This is a genomic window from Pantanalinema rosaneae CENA516 (assembly GCF_050753385.1).
GTDB lineage: Bacteria > Cyanobacteriota > Cyanobacteriia > Leptolyngbyales > Leptolyngbyaceae > Pantanalinema > Pantanalinema rosaneae.
Genome location: NZ_JBLZFZ010000027.1, coordinates 26,780 through 45,733, shown reverse-complemented (window position 1 = coordinate 45,733; position 18,954 = coordinate 26,780). Strand labels below are relative to the sequence as shown.

At 51.2% G+C, this 18,954-nt stretch carries 19 protein-coding genes; 9 read left to right on the top strand and 10 right to left on the bottom strand.

Annotated elements, in window-relative coordinates:
- Nucleotides 1–151 precede the first annotated feature (151 nt).
- Nucleotides 152–952 carry a class I SAM-dependent methyltransferase gene (locus tag ACN4EK_RS16680; RefSeq protein WP_431659158.1) on the top strand — a complete coding sequence of 267 codons (801 nt, stop codon included), beginning with the start codon at nucleotides 152–154 and terminating at the stop codon, nucleotides 950–952.
- Here the strand turns inward: ACN4EK_RS16680 and ACN4EK_RS16675 are convergent.
- A complete protein-coding gene (locus tag ACN4EK_RS16675) occupies nucleotides 935–2,314 on the bottom strand; it encodes a cytochrome P450 (protein ID WP_431659157.1) in 1,380 nt (459 codons plus the stop codon). The two genes, ACN4EK_RS16680 and ACN4EK_RS16675, sit on opposite strands and share 18 nt — an antisense overlap.
- Nucleotides 2,315–2,368: 54 nt before the next feature.
- Nucleotides 2,369–2,944 carry a thioredoxin family protein gene (locus tag ACN4EK_RS16670; protein ID WP_431659156.1) on the bottom strand — a complete coding sequence of 192 codons (576 nt, stop codon included), beginning with the start codon at nucleotides 2,942–2,944 and terminating at the stop codon, nucleotides 2,369–2,371.
- 225 nt (nucleotides 2,945–3,169) lie between these two features.
- Between ACN4EK_RS16670 and ACN4EK_RS16665 the strand changes: the two genes are divergently transcribed.
- Nucleotides 3,170–4,228, top strand: a complete 1,059-nt coding sequence (locus ACN4EK_RS16665; RefSeq protein ID WP_431659155.1) for a BMP family protein — start codon at nucleotides 3,170–3,172, stop codon at nucleotides 4,226–4,228.
- On the top strand, nucleotides 4,225–5,739 hold the full coding sequence (locus ACN4EK_RS16660) for an ABC transporter ATP-binding protein (RefSeq protein ID WP_431659154.1): 1,515 nt from the start codon (nucleotides 4,225–4,227) through the stop codon (nucleotides 5,737–5,739). Before ACN4EK_RS16665 ends, ACN4EK_RS16660 begins: the two co-directional genes overlap by 4 nt.
- Here the strand turns inward: ACN4EK_RS16660 and ACN4EK_RS16655 are convergent.
- Nucleotides 5,725–6,744, bottom strand: a complete 1,020-nt coding sequence (locus tag ACN4EK_RS16655; protein WP_431659153.1) for a pentapeptide repeat-containing protein — start codon at nucleotides 6,742–6,744, stop codon at nucleotides 5,725–5,727. The genes ACN4EK_RS16660 and ACN4EK_RS16655 overlap by 15 nt on opposite strands.
- Before the next feature lie 244 nt (nucleotides 6,745–6,988).
- Here ACN4EK_RS16655 and ACN4EK_RS16650 point away from each other — a divergent pair, with 244 nt between their 5' ends.
- Nucleotides 6,989–7,852: an alpha/beta fold hydrolase gene (locus ACN4EK_RS16650; protein ID WP_431659152.1), complete on the top strand. Its 864-nt coding sequence runs from the start codon at nucleotides 6,989–6,991 to the stop codon at nucleotides 7,850–7,852.
- On the opposite strand, the gene ACN4EK_RS16645 is transcribed toward ACN4EK_RS16650, so the two are convergent.
- The 5 genes from ACN4EK_RS16645 to ACN4EK_RS16625 form a co-directional block, all read right to left on the bottom strand.
- Nucleotides 7,853–8,305, bottom strand: a complete 453-nt coding sequence (locus tag ACN4EK_RS16645; RefSeq protein ID WP_431659151.1) for an HIT family protein — start codon at nucleotides 8,303–8,305, stop codon at nucleotides 7,853–7,855. It lies immediately after the preceding gene.
- A gap of 111 nt (nucleotides 8,306–8,416) precedes the next feature.
- A complete protein-coding gene (locus ACN4EK_RS16640) occupies nucleotides 8,417–10,783 on the bottom strand; it encodes a BamA/TamA family outer membrane protein (RefSeq protein ID WP_431659150.1) in 2,367 nt (788 codons plus the stop codon).
- 424 nt (nucleotides 10,784–11,207) lie between these two features.
- Nucleotides 11,208–12,686 (bottom strand): tellurite resistance TerB C-terminal domain-containing protein, encoded by a 1,479-nt coding sequence (locus ACN4EK_RS16635; RefSeq protein WP_431659149.1) that lies wholly within the window; start codon nucleotides 12,684–12,686, stop codon nucleotides 11,208–11,210.
- A 153-nt stretch (nucleotides 12,687–12,839) separates the two neighbouring features.
- The gene (locus ACN4EK_RS16630) at nucleotides 12,840–13,835 is read right to left on the bottom strand and encodes an FkbM family methyltransferase (protein WP_431659148.1); all 996 of its coding nucleotides are present in this window, start codon (nucleotides 13,833–13,835) and stop codon (nucleotides 12,840–12,842) included.
- A complete protein-coding gene (locus ACN4EK_RS16625) occupies nucleotides 13,835–14,212 on the bottom strand; it encodes a c-type cytochrome (protein WP_431659146.1) in 378 nt (125 codons plus the stop codon). The genes ACN4EK_RS16630 and ACN4EK_RS16625 overlap by 1 nt, the downstream gene beginning before the upstream one ends.
- A 294-nt stretch (nucleotides 14,213–14,506) precedes the next feature.
- On the opposite strand from ACN4EK_RS16625, the gene petG reads away from it, so the two are divergent.
- The 5 genes from petG (at nucleotide 14,507) to purB (ending at nucleotide 18,320) form a co-directional block, all read left to right on the top strand.
- Entirely contained in the window at nucleotides 14,507–14,620 is a 114-nt protein-coding gene (gene petG / locus ACN4EK_RS16620) for a cytochrome b6-f complex subunit V (protein ID WP_431659145.1), read from the top strand.
- A gap of 138 nt (nucleotides 14,621–14,758) precedes the next feature.
- The gene (locus ACN4EK_RS16615) at nucleotides 14,759–16,072 is read left to right on the top strand and encodes a C1 family peptidase (RefSeq protein ID WP_431659144.1); all 1,314 of its coding nucleotides are present in this window, start codon (nucleotides 14,759–14,761) and stop codon (nucleotides 16,070–16,072) included.
- A gap of 213 nt (nucleotides 16,073–16,285) precedes the next feature.
- A complete protein-coding gene (locus ACN4EK_RS16610; protein WP_431659143.1) occupies nucleotides 16,286–16,627 on the top strand; it encodes an antibiotic biosynthesis monooxygenase family protein in 342 nt (113 codons plus the stop codon).
- 93 nt (nucleotides 16,628–16,720) lie between these two features.
- A complete protein-coding gene (locus ACN4EK_RS16605) occupies nucleotides 16,721–16,855 on the top strand; it encodes a hypothetical protein (protein ID WP_431659142.1) in 135 nt (44 codons plus the stop codon).
- 169 nt (nucleotides 16,856–17,024) lie between these two features.
- Nucleotides 17,025–18,320: an adenylosuccinate lyase gene (gene purB, locus ACN4EK_RS16600; RefSeq protein ID WP_431659141.1), complete on the top strand. Its 1,296-nt coding sequence runs from the start codon at nucleotides 17,025–17,027 to the stop codon at nucleotides 18,318–18,320.
- Nucleotides 18,321–18,358: 38 nt separating this feature from the next.
- On the opposite strand, the gene ACN4EK_RS16595 is transcribed toward purB, so the two are convergent.
- Both ACN4EK_RS16595 and ACN4EK_RS16590 read right to left on the bottom strand, forming a co-directional pair.
- Complete coding sequence (locus tag ACN4EK_RS16595; protein WP_431659140.1) at nucleotides 18,359–18,619, bottom strand: DUF4926 domain-containing protein; 261 nt, start codon at nucleotides 18,617–18,619, stop codon at nucleotides 18,359–18,361.
- Nucleotides 18,620–18,623: 4 nt separating this feature from the next.
- Nucleotides 18,624–18,953: a DUF6883 domain-containing protein gene (locus ACN4EK_RS16590; protein ID WP_431659138.1), complete on the bottom strand. Its 330-nt coding sequence runs from the start codon at nucleotides 18,951–18,953 to the stop codon at nucleotides 18,624–18,626.
- Nucleotide 18,954 lies beyond the last annotated feature (1 nt).

Sequence of the window (18,954 nt, the reverse complement as noted above, 5' to 3'; positions counted from 1 at the left end):
AACAACACAATTTGGAAACTTGAAAATCCTACCAAAGGGTGATTGTCAAATATGTAACCTACGGACACCCCTCTGGGATCCAAGTCAGGAAAGCATTATTTTTTACTTGAATATGTAACTAGCATGTTTTGCCGTGTTCAGTGTATCCACCATGAGTCAGAACGAAGCAATTCCTTTACATACCTTGCAACCTTTAACCCGATTTTCTAATCGAGCAGATGCCTATGCTAAATATCGCCCCAGTTATCCAGAGGCGGCGATCGCGACAATTCTGGCTGAATTAGGTGCTCCCCATCGGCTGATTGCTGCCGATATTGGGGCTGGAACAGGCATTTCCTCACGATTACTCGCGGATCAGGGAGTCCAGGTGTGGGCAGTGGAGCCGAATCAAGCTATGCAGCAAGCGGCTACCCCCCATCCCCAGGTGACGTTTCAAACGGCAACGGCTGAAGAGACAGGCTTACCCGATCGCAGCATGGATTTAGTTACCTGCTTTCAAGCCTTTCACTGGTTTGATGCCGATCGCAGCCTGCCGGAATTTCACCGCCTCCTCAAACCGGGGGGTCGGTTAGCCTTAGTCTGGAACAACCGCGATCGGGATGATGGTTTTACAGCCAGTTACAGCCAATTAATCCAAGCTGCCTCGGGGCATCACCCAGCCGAGCAACTCCGGGATCTGACCCAAACCTGCGATCAGTTAACCCACAGTCCATTATTTACCCAGGTACGGCAAACAACCTGCCACCATCAACAGGCAGTGGATTGGACAGGATTACTGGGTCGAGCACAAAGTACGTCCTACCTGCCCCATGAGGGAACCGCCTATGACCAACTGGTGGCTGACCTCCGCCAACTGTATCAACACTGGGCAGATGCCGATGGATTGGTCTACCTGAGCTATTCCACTGATATATTTCTGGCAGAGACGGTGATGTTAAGCGATCGACTCTAACGCCCGATCGGATAGGGCACGATGGCCCAGCACCATCAACCGGACATCCCCCGCTCCGGAGGTAAGCCCTCGTCGCTGGGGTTTCACAGGGCGATCGTTGAGCAGTTGTAGTTCGACTTCAGACAGAATGCGGGCTAAGACTAACTGCATCTCATAGAGAGCAAATGCCATGCCGATACAGCGTCGTCCTCCCGTCCCAAATGGCATGTATTCGTAAGGCGAAAATTGTCGGAGTAAAAACCGCTCTGGCTTAAACTGCTTCGGTTCTGGATACAGATCTGGTCGCTGATGCAACAAATAAATACAGCCGACGACATCTGTGCCTGCCTCAATCTCATAGCCCATGAGTTTCCGCGCTGTTTTGGGCACACGGGGGAACGCCAACATGCCGACGGGATAAATCCGCAGAGTTTCTGAGCAAATTGCCGCGAGATAGGGCAAGCGAGTGACTGTGCCGGGGGTCATCTCATCCCCTAAACTATCGAGTTCCCGGAGTGCCTTTTCCTTCACCTCAGGGAGGGCATGTAGCCAATAAAGTGCCCAGGTTAATGCCGTTGCCGTGGTTTCATGGCCGGCAATGAGCAGAGTCATTAGCTCATCCCGTAACTCCTCATCGGTCATGGGTTGTCCCACCTCATCACAGGCAGACATCAGCAAAGACAGAATATTCGTGCGATCGGGATTAGAAGCCTGCCGCCGTTCTTGGATTTCGCGGTAAATCAACTGATCAACTTGCTGCCGTTGGTAGAGAAATCTGCCCCAGGGACTAAACCGACCCAGATCCCACCGGAACCCTGGAAAGTAGAGCATGGCAACACTGGCTGGCTCAGTAATGCTATCCAACATAGCACCAAGCCAATACTCTAACTGCTGCATCCGTTCTCCTTCATCTACCCCAAACACGGTTCGGAGAATCACCCGCATTGAAATGGCTTGCATGAACGATCGCACCGAAAAGGGTTGGTTCACCTGCCAGCGATCGATCACCTGCCCCGTAATCTCCCAAATCGTCTGCCCATAGTTCCGCATCCGTTCGCCATGAAACGGGGGTAACAATAATTGTCGCTGTCGTCTGTGAGCGCCACCACTTAGACAGATGACTGAGGATGGGCCGAGCATTGGCTCAAAAATCTGATTGCGATCGCCAGGGGTTTCGTACTCTTTGCTATCTGCCAGTACCTCTTGCAACAGATGAGGACTATGAATAAAGACGATAGGAGCCAGTTTGTCGCCTACAGGTAGGGTGAATAGGTCACCGTAGCGTTGGGCAGAGGATTCCATCAGGGCAAAGGGATTGACAATCCATTGGAACATCTGTCGCCATGCCGGGGTTTGGGCATCATGGGGTAAGTGATTCAGCATGAGGTTGGAAGATAAGGGGGCATTGACACCAGGTTGCCTGGGTTCACCTAAATGTTAATAGCTGGGAGCGTTACCCGGTTTCCATTTAATATTGCAGCCAATACTCGGCTTTTGCTCTGGGGAAACTGGCTGACCTGCCAGTACCGTATCGATCGCTGCCCTCAAGTCAGTTCCCGTCACTGGCAACCCATTGCCCGGACGACTATCATCCAGTTGCCCGCGATAGACTAACCGCCGATCGCGATCGAACAAGAAAAAGTCCGGAGTGCAAGCCGCCGTATAAGTTTTAGCCACGTCCTGCGTTTCGTCGTAACAGAAGGGAAAGGTGAACCCCAAGGACTGCGCCATCTCCTTCAAGTAAGGCGGAGCATCATTAGGATAATTCGCGACATCGTTAGCACTAATGGCAACAATTCCCAGGCTCTGGTCATGATAGTCTTGCCCCAGCTTGGCAAGTTCTGCCTGTATGTGCTTCACGTAGGGACAATGCTGACAGATAAACATCACCAGGAAGGCGGTGTGATCGGCAAAGGTGGTTAGGGAAATAGTCTGTCCAGATACCACATCTGGCAAAGCAAACGCTGGAGCAGGTGTCCCTAATGCCAACATTGTGGAAGGAGTGAGTACCATATTGCCAATTATTCCTAATTCGCTCATTCACAGTGTAAAAGGTAATCATAGGATCGCGATCGTAGACAAGGGCAACTACTGCCGCAGAGTTGTCCCGCAGACCAGCCATTTTCCATCCAGCGCGATCGTGATCTAAACGAATAATTCTATTAATTACGGTATTCTGCTTAGAATTCTATTGAATAATTTTTTAGCAACTGATGTTAATGAGGGGATAGCTCACTCATGGGTAAGCGCTACAGTCGGCGGCAATTTTTGATGGATGGAGCCGTAGCAGGAGTTGGAGCCCTGCTGCTGAAAGGGTGTGGCATCAACATGACCGTAGACAGTCCCGTAGACAGTCCGGCGGCTAACAGTGGCTTAAAGGCGGCGATCGTTCTCCCCGGTGTCATTACCGACCAAGCCTGGAATCAGGCAGGGTATGCCGGACTGGAAGCAATCAAAGCCCAACTTGGGGCAGAAACCGCCTATGTGGAAAAAGTGGGGCAGGCAGAGCAAGTAGAAGTTTTGTCGGACTTTGCCCGACGCGGATTTAATCTGATTTATGCCCACGGGGGGCAGTTCGATGCCGCGATTCAACAGGTTGCCCCTCAGTTCCCGCAATCCTTCTTTATTGGCGTAAATGGTGCGGCCTCGGGCACCAATATTGCCTCACTCCGCATTGATCATCTGCAAGCTAGCTACTTGTGCGGGATGATTGCCGCCGAAATGAGCCAATCGAAACGGCTGGCATACCTGGCAGGGCAAGAGTTCCAGGCAACACAGGAAGAATTACGTGGCTTTGAACTCGGGGCAAAATCCATTGATCCCAGTATTCAGGTCAGTTCCAGCTTTACCGGAGACTGGAATGATGCCGCTAAAGCCAAGGAAGCCGCCGAAGCCCTGATTTCCACTGGAGCCGATGTGATTTATCAATGGCTGGATAATGCCGCTCCGACCGTCTTACAAGCGGCTGCCGATCGCGGTATCTATGCGTTTGGTAATACGGCTGACCAACTCGATGTAGCTCCCAAAGCGGTTCTAACCAGTGCAGTCAAACGGATTGATTTAGCGATCGCTAAATTAGCCGAACTTGCCCAAAACAATAATCTCAAAGGCGAAGTGTATTCCCTGGGTTTGAAGGAACCCACCATTTTATATCTGGGCAAATTCAATGCTGCGGTTCCCCAAGCTTTACAGGATCAAGTCAAACGAACCTCAGACGCGATCGTGGCAGATCAACTGACCTTTGAAACCTGCACCGAAGGTGGAAAACCCACTCGTTGTGTCAAAGGAGCGGCGTGACCGAGCTACGGTTAGAGGGAATTACCAAACGATTTGGCAGGTTTGTTGCCAATGATCAGATTAGTCTGGAGGTCAAATCTGGTTCTATCCATGCGGTCTTGGGTGAAAACGGAGCCGGAAAAACCACCTTGATGAATATCCTGTGTGGACTGTACCGCCCCGATGCCGGCCAGATTTACCTCAACCAGCAACCAGTACAGATTGATTCCCCCAGTGCCGCGATCGCCCAGGGCATTGGCATGATCCATCAGCACTTTATGCTAGTTCCCCAGCTTTCGGTGGTGGAGAATCTTATCCTGGGAACAAAATTCTCGTTGGGCTTGAATCTGAAGCAACGAGCCGCAGAACTCGCAGCACTGGCTGAATCTTATGGCTTACCGATCGATCCCTTTGCCAAAGTCAGCGATCTGCCGATCGGCGCACAGCAACGGGTGGAAATCCTCAAAGCCCTGTATCGGCAAGCCAAACTCCTGATTTTGGATGAACCCACCGCCGTCTTAACGCCGCCGGAAATTGCCACCTTTTTTACAGTGTTACGGCAATTAGCCGCTAATCAGCACACGATTATTTTCATTAGTCACAAATTAGATGAGGTGATCAATCTCTGCGATACGGTGACGGTGTTACGGCGGGGACAGGTGGTTGCCAGTACCACCACAGCGAACACCACTCCTAAAGCTCTGGCAGAATTGATGGTAGGGCGAGAGATTAATTTTCAACTTGAGAAGCCCGTTCAGACTAATGACACGATCGTCCTTAATGTCAATCATTTGCATGTCCGGGACGATCGCGCCTTACCTGCTGTCCAGGGCGTATCTTTCCAACTGCGAGCCGGGGAAATTCTGGGCATTGCTGGCGTAGATGGTAACGGACAACGGGAACTGGCAGACGCGATCGCCGGACTGCGACCGATTACCGATGGAACGATCGCCTACCAGGGACAGGAGATTACCGCCAACGCTAGCAACCGTCACCCCCTCAAACTCGGTTACATTCCCGAAGATCGGCAAAAAATGGGGCTAATTTTGCCATTCAGTATTGCCCGGAATCTAATTCTAAAAGCCTTTAACCGTTTACCCTTCTGTCGGCATTGGGTCTTACAGCGATCGGCAATTAACACCCATACCAACTGGGCAATCCAGGCATTCGATATCCGAGCCACTAGCGGCACCCTCAAAGTTAGCCAGCTATCGGGGGGCAATCAACAAAAGGTGGTATTGGCGCGAGAGCTATCCGGCGAACCGGGATTAATTATTGCTATGCAACCGACTCGTGGCTTGGATGTGGGGGCAACGGAATATGTCCAGCAAGCCTTATTAGCCGAACGGAATCGCGGCACCGCCATTCTGTATATTTCCACCGAGTTGGAAGAAGTGCTGGCGATGAGCGATCGCATTGCTGTCATGTATGCCGGACAATTTGTAGAAGTTCTCGACGCGGCTCAGGCAAACCGGGAGACGATCGGGCTACTGATGGCAGGCGGCAAGCAGAACGGATCAGGTCGCGACTAACGAACCATTCATGGGTACATTCAATGCAGGCGTAGCTACAGCCGACGGCTTTTCCAGACCACAGTGTAGCGCTTTCCGAGCTTTATGTGCCCATAACGAATCACCGGTAGTCATCAAGCATAAATAACGGCGAGTCACTTCCGGCAACACAATCCCCTGTAATTCCGCCCCTTCAATCTTGACTCCCAGAACACTGGCATCCCGCAAATCCGATCGCCGCAGATTCGCCCCACTCAGATTCGTCCATTTCAAATTGGCGCTGCCTAAGAATGCCTGCTCTAAATTGGCACCTGTTAGGTCAGCTCCAGCCAAGTTTGCGCCCCGGAGTTTCGCTTCCTTTAAGTTGCTGGTGGCAAGGTGGGCAGCCTGTAAATTGCTGCCATTCAACTTTGCCGCCGTCATATCTACTCCAGTCAGATCAATCTCATGTAAATCGACCCCGTTTAGGAATGCCTCGGCTAAGTTCACCCCATTCAAAAAGGCTCCCTGCAAAATGGCTCCACTTAACCGAGCGCCGCGCAAATTCGCCCAATTGAGATTTGCCCCAGTCAGCAGGGCACTCCGCAGATTTACTCCCTGCATTGTGGCTCCACATAGATTCGCCCGCTTCAGGCAAGCCCCCCGCAAATTCACATGGCTGACGTTCGCCCCACTTAATTTCGCTTTAGACAAATCTGCCTTGACCATAAACGCCCCATGTAAGTTGGCTTTGGTCAGGTCAGCGTCAATCAAGCACCCTTCACTCAATTTGGTAAAACGCAAATCCGCCCAGTTGAGGAACGCCCCACTTAAGTTGGCTTTGGTCAAAAATGCCCGACTCAAGTTGGCACCTGTCAGGTTCGCCCCTTCTAGATTGATATCGACTAACGTCATGCCGCCGAGATCGGCACCCCTTAAATCAACTCCGGCAAAATCTCGGTTACCTGCCTCATAGGATTTGAGTAGATAACGGGCTTCCATATTGCTCAATACCTCTAACGGCTGGAGAGAGTAAAAATTAATCAACTGAGGTTTGCTCACCCTCTAGTCGGTCTATATCCCAGTGTATGGTTTGCCTCTATAGTTCCCTGCCAGAGTTTGTTTTTATTGAATTAATCGCTACGTTATTTAAAGCTTTCTGAACTTCCGCTATACATTCGACTTCCAGCGATCGCCCAGATGTCAGCCACCTGATCGCAATCAAACCGTCGCTCTACCAGTAAGATGGTCAACACAAACAGACCAGCCCTTTCAGACCTGAGCGATCGTTATGCGAGCCAAAATCCGCGACACCGAAATTTACTTTGATATTGAAGGCTCTGGGTTGGTGCCAGATGGCTCCCGAATGCGCGAGAAACCGATGGCATTTCTAGTGCATGGTGGCCCGGGTGCCGACCATACCGGATTTAAACCCACCTTTTCGCCGCTGAGCAAAAAAATGCAACTGGTGTATTTTGACCATCGGGGACAGGGGCGATCGGCGCGGGGTGATCAAGCCAGCTACACGTTAGAAAACAACGTGGAAGACATGGAAGCCTTGCGGGAGTATTTAGGCTTGGAAAAAATTGTCGTGATTGGCGCGTCCTACGGGGGCATGGTTGCCCTCACCTATGCCAGTCGGTATCCCGATCGCGTGTCGCATTTAATCGCGATCGTCACGGTTCCCGATTCCCGGTTTTTAGACCGCGCCAAAGAGATTCTGGCAGAACGGGGAACTGACGAACAAAAAGCGATCGCCCAGCGCCTATGGGATGGCAATTTTGAATCAGAAGCGCAACTGAAAGAGTATTTCCACATTACTCGGACGTTGTACTCCATCACCGCCGAACCGGATAGTCCCCCGCCCAAAAGTTGGGATCGGGCGATTCTGTCTCCTGATGCGATCAATCTAGCGTTTGGCGACTTTCTGCGTTCCTATGATGTGCGGGAGCAGCTACCTAAGATTACCGCTCCCACCCTGGTGATCGGTGCTCGGCATGATTGGATTTGTCCACCCGAATTTTCGGAGGAAATTGCTCGCCTGATTCCCAACGCAGATCTACGAATTTTTGAGCAGAGCGGTCATGCCATCCGCGCCGATGAACCGGAAGCCCTACTCGATGCGATCGCCGGATTTATTGTCTACAACCGTTAGTTACAACCGTTTATCGAGATGGGTTTTGATCCGGTGGCGTAATTCTTTTGTCGTCGGCAGATCGATCGCATGGCGTTTGAATTCTGGCGAGTGAATCCAGGGATGCTTGTGGCGTTCTGGATCGGATTCGTACCGGGGAAAAAGATGCCAGTGGACATGGGGATCAAGGTTGCCGTAGCAGGCATGATTCATTTTCCAGGGCTGAAAGGTATCGACGATCGCCTGAGTTGCCAGGATTAATTCCGCAAATAGCCCCTGTTGCACCGCCGGATCCAGTTCATGTAACTCGCGGACATGCTCTTTGAGTAACAGCAGGGAGTAGCCGGGATGAAATTGATGGAAGCCGACTACAAAGATTGAGTGTTCAAACTCATGAATGAAGTAGGGATTCTGACCGTTCCGCCACAGACTAATTTGATCACAGACCATGCAAGATGCTTCGGATGCCGTCATGCTAACTTTTCGCAACCATGATGAATGAAGGTGTCAGCAAAAGCTTACCGCCTTCGGAGCATCGAGAATACCGCAATTCCAATGGGAATCATTCACCTCTCTCTCCTGTTGCTAGAACTTCTGCCCCAAACCAAATTGCAGTTTCGTATCACCCTCTACATTCACACCAAAATCTAACCGGACAATGCCGATCGGTGAATTGACTCGCAGCCCTGCCCCAAATCCCGCACCTGTTCCCGGCTTGTCGCGATCGATGCCCGGTTCTCCCAAGACCGCATCACTACTACCCAGATCGGAGCCAAAGTCCGCAAATACCACCCCACCAATGAATTTATAGATTGGGAAGCGATACTCTGCTGAGAGCAAGAAATAACTGCGGCTACTGGCAACATCCCCCGAATCATATCCCCGAACAGAATCAACCCCACCTAACGTAAAGGCATTGTAAGGTGGCAGATCTCCTAAAACAGTGCCACTTTGCACATTGAAGGCGAATACCTCTGGTTGCTGTGTTCCCCGCTCTGCCCGACTTTCGGGAGTCGTTAGCCAGTTGACTGGAAAGAACTGGGCATAGTTGGCTTGCAACGTATTATTGAGAATACTTCCTGTCCCGATCGGAATCGATTGTGCCGTACTCAGACGTAGCACTGAGCCTGTACTGGGATTAATTGGGTTATCCCGCCGATCTCGCACCGCCGCAAAGGAGATCGTCGTCAGGTCATCATAGCCTTTGCCACTCCATGACAGAGGATTCCCTTGCTGATCGCGCTTTTCCGTATCTCCGTCTTCGTCGGTCATGCGAGTGCGTGTATAGTTGAGTCCCAGGTTGCCCATCCACTCAGACCCGATCGGCTTCTCAGCATAGATGCCACCCCCAAATTGCCGCTCCCGCACTTTATCCTCATTCTCCAGCCGAATTTCCTCATCAAATACCCGAGATAAGCCCCGCCGCCGGAAGATGAACGCTCCATAGCCTGGGGTGTCTGGCGTAGATTCGCGATACGGGCTGCGGAAGTTACCTTCAAACAGGACATCTCGACCGCTAATCTGCACCGTTCCACCGAGTTGTTGCCCTAAACCGCTAAAGTTGCGATCGTTATAGGTGATCGTGCCGTAGATCCCGACATCCTCGTTGTAGCCGCCACCAAAGTTAAACCCGCGAGATTTGCCTTCCACCAGGTTATAGACTACTACCGTCTGACGAGCATCCCCTTCAAACCCAACATTGACGCGATCGAAAATTCCTAGACCATACAAGCGTCGAATGTCATCTGCCACCACGGACTCTTGAAACACCTGTCCGGGCTGTAATTTGATCTGATCTCGCACAAACCCCGGTTGCGTCCGCCCTTGAATTGGTTGACCATTCGCATCGACGGTTCTGCCTTCGGCGTTAATAAACCGAATCTGGACATCGGTGACATACCCTTCTGCCACCTCTACGGTGAGCGTCCCCTGGGCATTGGGTTCCACTGATAATACCCGCGCCAAATTATAGCCATTGGTGATATACCACTGGTTGATTTGGCGAACCGCCTGCGTAATTGCCGTGGGACTAATAGCTTGATTAATTTGATTGGCAAAAATCGGGTTAGCCACTTCTAGAGTCAGCACTTGCGCTCCCGACAACTGGAGCGATCGCACGACGATCGGCTGCACCTGATAGGTCACGGCTACCCCGATCGCCGTAGGAACGCTACTGACATTCGCACTGGCAAACAATCCCGTGTCCAAAATCGCTGCCACATCCGCCTGCTGTTGGCTGGGAGTCGTCGGGCCTCCGGGTCGGGTACGCACCGTGCGACGAACCACCTCTTGCAACTCCGCATCTACCCCAATCACCTGGACATCGGTTGCCGTCACCACAAGTTCATTGGGATTCTGCGAGATCGGCGGCGGGGTGGGGGTGGGTGGAGTTGGCACAACCACTTGCGCGGGCGCGATCGGAGTCCCAGACGGAGTTGGCGTTGTGGGTGGCATTGGCCAACCCGTTGACGGAGTAGCGGTAGCCGGAGCCGGCGTGGCGGGTGGTAGGTCTGAATCTACCGTCGAGGCAGAACTAGAAGACTGAGAAGAGGCTGGGATCACCCAGGTTGGCTCAGAAATAGAGACTGGCGGTGCGATCGGAGATGCCGACGCTGGAGCCGCCAATTGTGTAGATGCCTGGGGAGAGGGTACAGGATTTGTGGTCGCTGGCACCGCGACAGGACGGTAGTTTTCGTAATATTGCGGCGATCGGGACGCTTCGGATGCTGTTGGCACAGAAGCCGAAAACTCCTGGGCAACCAGTGTTTCTGGCGCAGCCACCGGAGCCGTAGGCACAGCAGAAGGTAGCGTCACCGGAGCCAGCCAGCGTGAATCATCCGACACCGCAACCGAGGTGGCACTGGCAGGATGATAGAGATCACCAGCGACGATCGCTGCTAGGGCAAACATGGCTAGTCCATACAACCGCATTAGGGTCACCGATTTTGTCACAGTCAATGAAGCGTCCAAGGTTGTGAGGTGGGGATTTAATAAAGGATGGTTGTCATGTACGTTTGCCCCCATAAACCAGCTAGAGTCGATAATTTCGCACCTTCATTCTGCACAGGCTCACCATAATGGCTGACTCCTTTACAAAAAGATACAAAACTCGATTAATCGTTATACTCTGAGCAGCAAAAAGCGAGCAATCCCAGGATCAAGGAATGACCAGGGCTGCCAGGGGAAAATGGGGGAGATTCCAGTCACTAGCTCACATGACTAATGACCCGACCGGTAGTGCAAACCTGCTGCCGTAATTGAGTGCAAGCGTTCGGAGCACTCTGACGCTATCCCTGATTGAATCAACGACTACTTGAAGGGAGCCTATCTATTACACGCACAATTGCCCCCGATTGTTCCGGGCAGGGCAACCACGCTATTCCGTTAAGTAATCGTAGGTTTTAATCAGTTTCTTCACCGTTTTCACATAGTCCCGGGTGATCGTCGGCGGCTTGCCATTCGGCCCCAGTTCCAAAATGGCATGACCCAACCTGTCACAGGCACGATCGTTAATCGATGCGACCAACTTTTCTGGGGTGGTCAGGTTATCTTCGGCAATTTTGCGAATTACCGCCGCCGCACTGCCAGCTTGGGTTAGGGAGCGTAGCACTTGCAGTTCGTACTCCGGCAACTGCACCAAAAATTCTGTCCAGGTTTCCGACAGGGTTTGATTGGAGGGATCGCTGGGCTGACTGGACTGAGCCGGACTGGGCTGAGCCACTGTCTGAGTTACGGGTTGACTGACAACCGTTGCCACTGCCCCCGAGGACGAACTCTGCGATGACTCCATCGCCTTCCCGGAAGCCGGAGTTGCAGCATCCAATTTCCCATTGCCATCCCGCTTTTTGGCAGAAGACGACTGCACCACTTGAGTTGCTGAAGAGTCTGGCGCGATCGCCGAAGGATGCTGACGCTTGGGAGCGGCGCGATCGACCTCCTGGGTTGCCAGCACCGCTTCAATTGATAGCTGCTCTGCCTGCAATACCGCAATCTGCTGTTCCAGCGCCTCTTTCTCCCGCCGATGGCTGATTACCTGATCCTCTAACTGTGCCAATTCAGTTTGTAAGGCAGTGATCTGAGTTTGCAACTGTTTCAGTGCCCCCTGCAAGGGATTTGCCCCCGTTTCCAGTTCGCGTTTTTTGGCTTCGGCATAGGCCAGATATTGTTCCAGTTCCTTCCGGCAGCGCTCCAGATCATCAACTTCGCCTCGGAGAATTTTCGATTCCAGCGTCAGTTGTTGGTGCTTCTGGCTCAATGCTGCGATTTCCTGGTTCAGGCGATCGCGGGTCTGATGTTGTTCAGCAATCTGGGTGTTCAGTTGACTTAGTTCACCCTGAAGCCAATGCAAATTGGTTTCGATCTTCTGCCGACTTTCTGCCGCTTCTACCAGAATTTGATTCACCTCAGCTTCAGGTAGCTCAGAGGTTGGTTCTAGCTGGGGTAATGGCGGAATTAATATTCCCGGTTCCACAGGAGCCGACAAATCCCAACTGATTGCCCGTCTAGAGGCAAAGGCAGGAGTGGGAACAGTAGGTGTAGGAGGCTGCCGCAGTTGCAATTGCATTGCGGTTAATGCCTGGGCAACCCGGTCTTTTTCTGCCGTCATGTCAGCAATTGTCTGATGCAACTCTGCCCGCCGACGCAATAGCACTCGGATCTGATGGTTTAGCCCCACAGCCTTGCCACCACCGCGTTGCTGCTCCTGCCAGGTGACGATCGCGACCGCGATATACGTTGCCGCTACGGTAATTAACCCTGTGACAAAGGCTCGGACAACATCAGGACTAATGAGTAGACAAATGCCCAGGCTTACACCAAAGGCGATCGAGCCGAGAAGAAACTGATTTTTCACCATACCGAGTCACTAGACGCAGGGAAAAAATCTGCCCACTGAGCAGCAAACTTACTCCATCAACCACTTACTAATCCAAATCCCAGTGAGAGAAATTTAGGACAGAAAGCGTAGCTTAATAGTACGTCCTCTTTGCCAGAATGGTAGCCCTTCCCATTACGGCTTTAGCAGTTCTAACACTGGATCACTGGCATAGCTACGAATTCGCTCAATCACAGCCAGAGAGCTTAACCCACTGGGAATTAAATCCGGGAATTGTGCCAGACTTTCGATCACACTATTAGCAACGTTATAGTTCGGCGTGTCACCAAAGCGGAGGGTAAGTAACTCTAAAAGTTCCAGGGCGTAATCTGGGAAATCCAGCACATCAGCAATGCCAGCTAGCTTTAACAGATGCTCTGGAGTTTTGAAACCGGAATTTTGCTCCTCTGCCACCAGATCCCGCAGGTAGAGGGCATCGCCCCACAGGAGTTGTCCGGCCCGTACCGTCGATCGAATTGGTAAATTCGCCCGTGAGCCATAGCCACCCTGCAAATCAAATAAAGTAAACCCTTGCTGCCGCAGATAAGCATCTACATCGGCAAACAACGGTTGATTGACATAGAGTGGCGAAAACTCAACCTCCACCCGGATCGCCAGAATATTGTGAGCTAATTGCTGGGTTGCGCCTTCTAAAACGTGTAGATCACCCCCCTGCACATCAATTTTGAGGAAATCAATCTGCTCAATGCCCTGATCCTGACACGCCTGATCCAGCGTCGTCACCTCCAGTTCGATCGTGAAGTCAGGACGCATCATGTCTTGCAGTCCGGCAAACCGAGCGAGATATGCCTGATTAGGTGGGTACAACGAACTGCATATGGGATTGGCAGTGACATAGAGTGGCAGTTCTCCAATCACCCGACCCAATGCTAAGGGAATATGGTGTTCCGTCCAGTTAATTGATCGCGTCGCTGATTCTGCATTTGCCGCCGCACAGGCATCAGCATCAGCATCAAATCCATAAATCGCCAGATTGGGCGCAAACACACCCCAGGCTCCCTGTCCAAAGTCATCCTCCGCATCCAATTTGCGCGAACCGACACTGACGATCGTCATTTGCGTCTGATCGAGATGTCCATGACGCTTTAAGCTCGGCACAAACAGGGGCACTACAGACTCTCCAGGTAGCTTAATAGGTCTGCCATTTCCTGAGCCGTCGGTTGAAACTGCGGCATCGGAGGTGTTTGTCCGCTAATCACTTGCTGGATCAAACTCGCTTTAGATTTGCGATCGCCCACATTCCGCAAACTGGGCCCCACCCGACCATCGGCAAACGTACCATGACACCCGGCACAGTTCATTTGAAAAATGGCATTACCTTGCACCGGATCGCCTTGCAGAGCTAAAACGGCTTCGACATAGGGATCGGGTCGGCGTAGTTGAGGCATTCCTAGGGCCAATAGCAACAGCAGCACCACAATAATTGCCATCACGATCGTGGCAACTCGTGGCACTAAATTCTCTTTTGTAACAATCTGGTTATCCAAACGGGCTCAGGCTTAAGAAAGTGTCGTAATAGATCGTGAATGGCAGTCTCCTCTACTTTAATCCTTGTTTAGATAACTTTGCAAAAACCTAAACATCCCTAAAGATTAGCCCCAACTTGTAACATCATGTAAGCGTTACGTAACCGAATCGCTGGAGCCAAACCGCTACAATTTCTGCTCCATTTCACCCCCCTGAGTTGATAGAGCCGGTCGTATTCGATCGCTCAACCTTGTACTATGAGGGATAAGAATTAGATTGATTGCACCTGACAGGCAAGTTAAAGGAGACCTCACGTGATTGAACCCATTCTTTCCGGCATTGTTCTGGGCTTAATCCCAGTCACCCTGGCAGGACTATTTGTGGCTGCCTATCTGCAATACCGCCGGGGTGATCAGCTGGGTCTATAAAGCCTAAGCTACCCAGATCCGCCAGCTCGATCCCACGATCGGGCTGTTTGATTTTAAGGGGTCGTCCATTCCGGTTAGGCGGTCGTGTCCTTGGGGAACGCTACTCATTGAGTCGTCTTACTTTCTCCAAGGAATTTTATGTCAAAACATTATCGTAATGTCCAGAAGCGAACTGTAATCAATGCGGCTGGAAAACAAATTACGTTAGGCGGCTATCGTCCCGGGCATCGCCAACAGGGTGACAAACGCTATGGAGTCGATCGATCGCGCTTAGGTAGCCTACCTCCCAAAGTGGATCTACGTCCCCACATGACCCCCGTAGAAAATCAGGGTAGCTCCAACAGTTGCACAGCCAACGCGATGGCGGGTGCTTACGAATACCTGGCAAAACGGCTCAAAGGCTACGCGGACGACACCAGCCGACTATTTATCTATTACAATGCTCGCGCTTTGGATAACGCGATCGAGCAGGATGAGGGCACGTACCTCCGTAGTTGCATCGAAGTGTTGAAGCAGCATGGCGCTTGCTCAGAAACGACCTGGCCGTTCGATCTAGCTCGCGTGTTTGATGAACCGGGAAGCGATGCCTACGACGAAGCGGCAAATTTCTTAATTGAAGAAGCTGCCAGTGTTGATGTGGCTCTGGATGCCATGCGCAGTTGTCTGGCGGACGGTTATCCGTTTGCCTTTGGTTTGATGCTATTCTCCTCATTCCAGAAAGCCGGAGCTAAAGGGCTGGTGCCGATGCCTGATCCAGAGCGGGAAAAACATGATGGTGGCCATGCCATGCTCTGTGTGGGCTATTCTGACCCCGATCAAGTGTTCATTGTCCGTAATTCCTGGGGCGAAGATTGGGGCGATCGGGGTTACTGCTATATCCCCTACGCGTACATGACCCATCCCGAGTTAAATGGCGATTGCTGGACAGTGCGGCGAGTCAGCGAAGGAACCGATTTAAGTCAAGATATCGCCGGTGATAACTCCTCCCTATTTGATGACGCAATCGCGGCGATCGTGGATTCGCTACAAACACCGGGAAGCAGCCTCCTCGACAGCATCTTAGCCGACGAAGATTACACCGTTAGTTACGAGGAAGAATACGTTTATACCGACGATCGTGGCTATCTCCCAGTTGATCAGATTGAGGACTTAGATGCCTGGTATTACAAAGAGGAAGATGACTACGAAGATGATGAGGAGAATGACGAGGAAGATTACGAGGAGGAGGAAGACGAAGAAGATTATGAAGAGGAGGAAGATTATGAAGATTATGAAGATGAGGAAGATGAGGAAGATTATGAAGATGAGGAAGATGAGGAAGATGAGGAAGATGAAGAAGATTATGAGGATGAGGAACTAGAAGACGAGGAAGATGAAGAAGATTATGAAGATGAGGAAGATGAGGAAGATTATGAGGATAGAGAAGACTACGAAGATGAGGAAGAAGAATAACTGAGAGCAATTATCGTGAGTTAAATTTTCTCAACATTTCTCCCGAGGTCAGGGCATACAGTCTGGTGTCCTGACCTGAAAATGTCTAGATGCCGTCAGCCTGGTGCAGTCGTTACCAAAGTTACCGAAATCCTTAATACTCCGACTATTAGAGAGTCTGGCGACTAGCGATATAGTGATGGACAACCCGCCCATCAAGTTAGGAGAAAGGGGATGAGTGAATTTCAAGATTTCCTCAAACACCAGTATGCCTACGTTGCTGTAGGAGAATTCAAACCGGGTAAATTTGCTCAGGCACAACAACTTTACGAACAAGCCGTTGCCACCTACACTGACGGCTTCCGGGGTGCTTACTTACTACGTGATCCTGGTACAGACAAGGGGATTTCGGTGATCTTTTGGGAGAGCGTTGACCAAATGGCAACGAATGAGAGCGCCGAGTATCAGGCGATTCTGAAACAAATGGCTCCGCTTTTTGCCCATGCCCCTGAAACTTATATGTATGAAGTCGTTTCAGAAATTCAGGGCAACCAGCAACCTGATAGCAACGAGTAACGCGGTTCGCTCCCAAAGCTCATTCGGCTGAGAGAGGATAGGATTCGTGAAGATTTGTAAAATCAAGATCGCACACGTTTACTCTCTCAACCTATGGACGATCGCAAAAAACGGATTATGGAGCACCTGGCTCGGAGTACGGGCGACTTCATGAAACGCCCAACCGTCACCAACTCGGAGCAACGCAAACGGCAGATCATCGATCACGTTCGGCGTACCTTTGGTTAATTACCTGAGCTGAATTGCCGCTAGCCGTGGGGGAGGGTCAATCCCAGATCAGGCTTTTTCTCATGGCTGGTGGCTCTATCAAGAGTCCTGGGCGCGATCGCTGTCGTCAATCGAATCATGCTGCAAATCTTCGGTAAAATACAAAGGTTGTATTCTGCGCGACGATCCCTTGATAGAGCGTTATACCCTGCCCGAGATGGGCGAACTGTGGACAGATGTCTATAAGCTAAAAACCTGGCTGCAAGTCGAAATTGCCGTTTGTGAAGCTCAGGCAGAGCTAGGCAGAATTCCGGCGGCAGCAGTAGAAGAAATTAAGGCAAAGGCGAAGTTTGACCCCCAGCGAGTGCTGGAAATTGAGAAAGAGGTCAAACATGATGTGATCGCCTTTTTGACCAATGTGAATGAGTATGTGGGGGATGCCGGACGCTACATTCACCTCGGCATGACCAGTTCTGACATGCTCGATACCGCCCTGGCGCTGCAAATGGTAGCCAGCCTGGATGTGATTATGACGCAGGTGGAAGCGCTGATTCAGGCGATTCGTTATCAAGCCCAACAGCATCGCACCACAGTCATGATCGGGCGATCGCATGGGATTCATGCCGAACCGATTACCTTTGGCTTCAAGTTAGCTGGATGGTTGGCAGAAATGATGCGCCACCGCGAGCGGTTGTGTCAACTCCATCAAGATATTGCGGTGGGTAAAATCTCTGGGGCAGTCGGGACTTATGCCAACGTTGACCCACAAATCGAAGCGCTAGCCTGCGAGAAGTTGGGACTCAAACCCGATTGTGCATCTACTCAGGTGATCTCCCGCGATCGTCATGCCCACTTCATGAACCAGTTGGCATTGCTGACTGCCTCGATCGAACGCTTTGCCGTCGAGATTCGTAACCTTCAGCGTACCGATGTGCTGGAAGTAGAAGAGTTTTTCTCGAAAGGACAAAAAGGGTCTTCTGCCATGCCCCACAAACGCAACCCGATTCGATCGGAGCGGTTAACTGGGATGGCTCGCATGGTGCGCGGATATGCCGTTGCCGCCCTGGAAAATGTGGCACTCTGGCATGAACGGGACATTTCCCATAGTTCGGTGGAACGGATTGCGTTACCGGATGCCTGCATTTTGACCCATTTCATGCTGGTGGAAACTACGGATCTCGTGAAGCATCTGCTGGTTTACCCCGACAACATGACCCGGAATATGAATGTCTATGGGGGTGTCGTCTTTAGTCAGCAAGTTCTATTGGCATTGGTGGATGCTGGCTGCAAGCGGGAAGAAGCCTATGCGATCGTGCAATCGAATGCCCACCAGGCATGGAATACTCCCAATGGTGATTTCCGGGCTTTAGTCAGCAACGATCCACGGGTAACAGAAAAGCTCTCTCCCGACGCGATCGCGGCTTGCTTCGATCCCCAACACCACCTGCGAAATCTCGATCAGGTCTATCAACGCTTGGGAATTTAAACGGCAAGCATCCATCGTTAATGTTGGTTGAGCTGCACTTAGTTCGCCACACTCACCTCATAATGTAGTGCCAAAACCTCATGGGCTTGCAAAACTGCCATTGCATACTCACGCCCCTGTAAATCGGCAAATTCTACCAAATAGTGAGGTGAGTCACCGTCATAAATCCTAACCACTGTACCGACTTGACCGCTCGGTAGCCCCTGAAGCAAGGTATATTCTGGCTCAATTAGATTTAGTCGTTCAATCGATAGGGGCTGCAAAGTAGCAACCGAATCAAGAAGGTGAAGTACTGCCATATTTTTATTTGATGAAGGCTGAGACTAAACGTGGATTTGGCTCTTCAGTCGTAATTTCCCAAAGAGTACGAAGAATGATATCCTGATGTTCAGGAATCATCCAATCAACTTTAAACAACTGTCCAAACTCAGTATTGCTCTGCTGAACCACCTCTCCCTCAACTGCGGCTCTCGCCACTAACGCTTGCAAATCTTCCACATTATTTGCGGTAATGCCTAGAGCTGATGCAAAAACTCTAGCCTTATGTTTACCTGCAGGATGGTCTGGATTGAGACAATAGCTAACTAGCTTTTCTCTAGGAATAATTGCCCGATCGCTATTAGGTAATATCATA

What these genes read in the sequence shown, in the direction of transcription:
- ACN4EK_RS16680 (WP_431659158.1), top strand. Translation starts at nt 152, where the DNA reads ATGAGTCAGAACGAAGCAATTCCTTTACATACCTTGCAACCTTTAACC.
- ACN4EK_RS16675 (WP_431659157.1), bottom strand. Translation starts at nt 2,314, where the DNA reads ATGCTGAATCACTTACCCCATGATGCCCAAACCCCGGCATGGCGACAG.
- ACN4EK_RS16670 (WP_431659156.1), bottom strand. Translation starts at nt 2,944, where the DNA reads ATGGTACTCACTCCTTCCACAATGTTGGCATTAGGGACACCTGCTCCA.
- ACN4EK_RS16665 (WP_431659155.1), top strand. Translation starts at nt 3,170, where the DNA reads ATGGGTAAGCGCTACAGTCGGCGGCAATTTTTGATGGATGGAGCCGTA.
- ACN4EK_RS16650 (WP_431659152.1), top strand. Translation starts at nt 6,989, where the DNA reads ATGCGAGCCAAAATCCGCGACACCGAAATTTACTTTGATATTGAAGGC.
- ACN4EK_RS16645 (WP_431659151.1), bottom strand. Translation starts at nt 8,305, where the DNA reads ATGACGGCATCCGAAGCATCTTGCATGGTCTGTGATCAAATTAGTCTG.
- ACN4EK_RS16635 (WP_431659149.1), bottom strand. Translation starts at nt 12,686, where the DNA reads ATGGTGAAAAATCAGTTTCTTCTCGGCTCGATCGCCTTTGGTGTAAGC.
- ACN4EK_RS16615 (WP_431659144.1), top strand. Translation starts at nt 14,759, where the DNA reads ATGTCAAAACATTATCGTAATGTCCAGAAGCGAACTGTAATCAATGCG.
- ACN4EK_RS16610 (WP_431659143.1), top strand. Translation starts at nt 16,286, where the DNA reads ATGAGTGAATTTCAAGATTTCCTCAAACACCAGTATGCCTACGTTGCT.
- ACN4EK_RS16605 (WP_431659142.1), top strand. Translation starts at nt 16,721, where the DNA reads ATGGACGATCGCAAAAAACGGATTATGGAGCACCTGGCTCGGAGTACG.
- ACN4EK_RS16595 (WP_431659140.1), bottom strand. Translation starts at nt 18,619, where the DNA reads ATGGCAGTACTTCACCTTCTTGATTCGGTTGCTACTTTGCAGCCCCTA.
- ACN4EK_RS16590 (WP_431659138.1), bottom strand. Translation starts at nt 18,953, where the DNA reads ATGATATTACCTAATAGCGATCGGGCAATTATTCCTAGAGAAAAGCTA.